The organism is Mycobacteriales bacterium, assembly GCA_036497565.1.
Taxonomy (GTDB): domain Bacteria; phylum Actinomycetota; class Actinomycetes; order Mycobacteriales; family QHCD01; genus DASXJE01.
In genome coordinates this window covers 1-3,132 of record DASXJE010000194.1, presented here as the reverse complement: position 1 = coordinate 3,132, position 3,132 = coordinate 1, and the positions used below count along the sequence as shown (strand labels likewise).

Here is a 3,132-nt window from a genome sequence, read left to right as displayed (position 1 = left end):
TCGACCATGTCGGCGAAGTGCTCCGCGCCACCGACGGACTCCATGGTCCGCGCGGAGATGAACTTGATCAGCAGCGCCGAGGTGCCCGGCGGCAGCCCGGCGAAGTGGACCGTGAGCAGGCCGTGGTCCTTGAGCAGGACGGCCGCGAGGGTCGCGGTCGCCTCGATCGGCGCGAGCGACGCGGATGCTCCGCCGGAACGCCGGTTCAGCTCGGCCCCGATCGCCTCACCGGTCAGCTTGAAGATGAACGGGGTGTTCTCCACGATGTCGCCGAGTCGGGCCCGCAGGACCTCGCCCGTCTTCTTGGTGGACGCCACGAGATCGCGGACGCGTTGGTCGCTGTAACCACGCAGCGTCTCCACGATGGCCGGATAGAGCACCGGCCGGCATTCGCTGCCCAGCTCGAACGAGCGTGCGCGGGCGGCGGCGAGCAGATCGGCACGACCGCCGAGCAGCCCGACGCGCGGCCCGAGCACGCCGTACTTGTCCAGACCGGTGGCGCCGAGGTCCACACCGAGCTGAAGGCAGCGGGACTGGCCGAGCAGCGCGGGCCCCACCCGTGCGCCACCCGCGTCGTCGAGGACGACAAGGGCTCCGCGCCCGTGTGCCAGCCCGACGACCTCCCGGATGTCCGCCTCCGCCATGGCCTCGTAGGTCACGGCAAGGCGGGTCAGGGCCACGACCGACACATCAGGCTCCCGATCGAGCGCGGCGCGGAACGCCGCCAGCCCGACCACCTCGACCAGCCGGCCGCCGGCGTCGCGGACGGCGCGGCGGACACAGGGATGGCTGTAGCTCGGTGACATCCCGATGACCGTCGAGCCAGGCCTCACCGTGACCTGCATGGCGGCGTAGATGGCCGCGGTCAGGCGGTTGGTGACCGCGATGTCGTGCGCGCCGTCCTCCCCGCCGAGATGCTCGAGGCCGAGCGCGCGCACCTGCTCGCCATAGAGCGCCCCCGCCCATTCGTCGTCGAGCACCCACGGCGAGAGGTCGTCGGGCAGGTGCAATCCGCGTTCCAGACCGCTGACGTTGTGCAACGGGAGCCCCCGGGCGTGACGCTCGCGAATAACGCGCCATGCCTCGCTCAACTTCGCCACATGATCGGCGGTGCCGCGAAGGATGCTTCCCGCGGCGTAGGGCATGTCGCCTGGCTTGCCCTGGACTGCTGTTGTCACTGTCCTGATCGCTCCTTCGGTGTGCCGTTCGGTCGGTCCACCTCCAGACAAGCAGCCACTCAGACTTGAAACAAGCTCATGTTATTGACCCCAATAGATGAGTAACTTGCAACTATGGCGGACGTACGAGGCTTACAGCTGCTCCACGAGCTCAACCTGCGAGGGACCCTCGCCGCGGCGGCCGACGCGCTCTATCTGAGCCACTCCGCCGCCAGCCATCGGCTAGCCGTTCTGGAGCGTGAGGTCGGCGTACCAGTCACCGAAAGGATCGGACGCCGGCTGCGGCTGACCGAGACCGGGGTCGCTCTCGCGGCGTGTGCGCAACGACTGCAACAGGAGATCGAGACGACCGACGCCGTCATCGAACAGGCTCGCACCACGGTGGCCGGCCGGGTCCGGGTCGGGCTCTTCCAGACCGCCGCGCTGCGGATTCTGCCCCGGTTGCTGAGCGAGCTGCGGGACGAATACCCGGGCGTGGTCCTGGAGAGCACCCAGACCCTGGCCGCCTCCGCGCTCGCGTCCGTACAGACCGGCGAGCTCGATCTTGCCGTCGTGCCGTCGTACCAACACCACGCCCCGCCGCACACGTCGGAGACCCTTCATCACGAGCCCCTCTACACCGACCACTGGCTCCTGGTGCTGCCCCCGGACCACCGCCTGCACCAGACATCGGGCCCGGTCGACATCGCGGAGCTGCGCTCGGAGAACTGGATAGCCGGCGAAACGGTCACCCATTACCTCTCCCCACTCTGCCGGGACGCCGGATTCGAACCGCACGTCGTGCACCGCAGCAGCGACTACACGGTCATGACGACGCTGGTCAGCCTGGGCTACGGGATCTCCTTCATGCCGATCATCGATGAGTTGAGCTCGCTGCTTCCGCCGGTGCGGCTGCGACAGCTGAACATCTCCGGCGCTGACCAGACCGTGCTCGCCGTCCGACGCGACAGCAGCCGAGGCCGCCCCGCGGTCGACGCGGTCTGGAGATCGATGCTTCGACGAGGACACGAGATCTGAACGGCGTCACACGTGCGCCGGGACACCGCGCTCAGGTTCGGTCAGCACGGGCCGCCGGGTACCGATGAGTTCCGGGTGCGAGCGGGGTCTACCCGTCATGACTGATTCCACAGGAACCCCGACAACCCTCTCGAACATCGGCGTGGTCATGTTCACCGTCGCCGATCAGGACGCCGCCCTCGCCTTCTACACCGAGAAGCTCGGCTTCGAGCTTCGGGGCGACATGCGCTTCGGTGAGCACGACGAGGGGCGCTGGCTCGAGGTGGCCCCGCCCGGGTCGCGGGCGCGCCTGGCGCTCAACCCACCGATGGGCGGTCCGCCCGGGGGCAGCGCGATCGGTGTGGAGACAACGGACGTCCTGGGCGAGCACGCCCGACTGAAGGCCGTCGGCGGCATCGATATCGATCCGGAGCCGATGCGCACGCCCGGTGCCCCGCTGATGTTCATGCTGCGCGACCCGGACGGCAACCACGTCGTCGTGGTGGAGGCCCCGCCCGCCCCATAGCTCGCGGCTGTGACGGTGTGGCCCGGCCCGGGCCGGGCCACACGGTCAGAATAGATACCGAGACGAGTGACAAAAAAGTTACAGAACCGCACAGGAGCGCAAAAACAGAATTTCAGGACTGCATGCTTATGCGGTCCCCACCTCGTTAATGTCGCCGCATGCCGAAATACGTGATCGAGCGCGAGATCCCCGGCGCCGGGTCCCTGTCCGACGAAGAGATCCTCGGAATCAGCGAGACGAGTAATCGAGTGCTGACGGGAATGCCGGACGTACAATGGGTGCATAGCTACGTGGTCGACGACAAGATCTTCTGCGTCTACGTCGCTCCCGATGCGGAGCGCATCCGTCAGCACGCGAAGGAGGGCGGGTTCCCCGCCAACGCGGTTCATGAGGTCGCCCGCACCATCGACCCCACAACCGGCGGCCGCTAGA

At 67.9% G+C, this 3,132-nt stretch carries 4 protein-coding genes; 3 read left to right on the top strand and 1 reads right to left on the bottom strand.

Annotation, left to right across the window (positions count from 1 at the left end):
• Positions 1–1,178, bottom strand: a 1,178-nt coding sequence (locus VGH85_16220; protein ID HEY2175353.1) for a hypothetical protein, incomplete at its 3' end; no start/stop codon positions are given.
• Positions 1,179–1,292: 114 nt separating this feature from the next.
• On the opposite strand from VGH85_16220, the gene VGH85_16215 reads away from it, so the two are divergent.
• The 3 genes from VGH85_16215 (at position 1,293) to VGH85_16205 (ending at position 3,131) form a co-directional block, all read left to right on the top strand.
• Entirely contained in the window at positions 1,293–2,195 is a 903-nt protein-coding gene (locus tag VGH85_16215; GenBank protein ID HEY2175352.1) for a LysR substrate-binding domain-containing protein, read from the top strand.
• 97 nt (positions 2,196–2,292) lie between these two features.
• A complete protein-coding gene (locus VGH85_16210; protein HEY2175351.1) occupies positions 2,293–2,700 on the top strand; it encodes a VOC family protein in 408 nt (135 codons plus the stop codon).
• A 158-nt stretch (positions 2,701–2,858) separates the two neighbouring features.
• Complete coding sequence (locus VGH85_16205) at positions 2,859–3,131, top strand: DUF4242 domain-containing protein (GenBank protein HEY2175350.1); 273 nt, start codon at positions 2,859–2,861, stop codon at positions 3,129–3,131.
• Position 3,132: the final 1 nt, after the last annotated feature.

Coding starts and splice junctions, on each gene's coding strand:
- VGH85_16215 (HEY2175352.1), top strand. CDS start 1,293: ATGGCGGACGTACGAGGCTTACAGCTGCTCCACGAGCTCAACCTGCGA.
- VGH85_16205 (HEY2175350.1), top strand. CDS start 2,859: ATGCCGAAATACGTGATCGAGCGCGAGATCCCCGGCGCCGGGTCCCTG.
- VGH85_16210 (HEY2175351.1), top strand. CDS start 2,293: ATGACTGATTCCACAGGAACCCCGACAACCCTCTCGAACATCGGCGTG.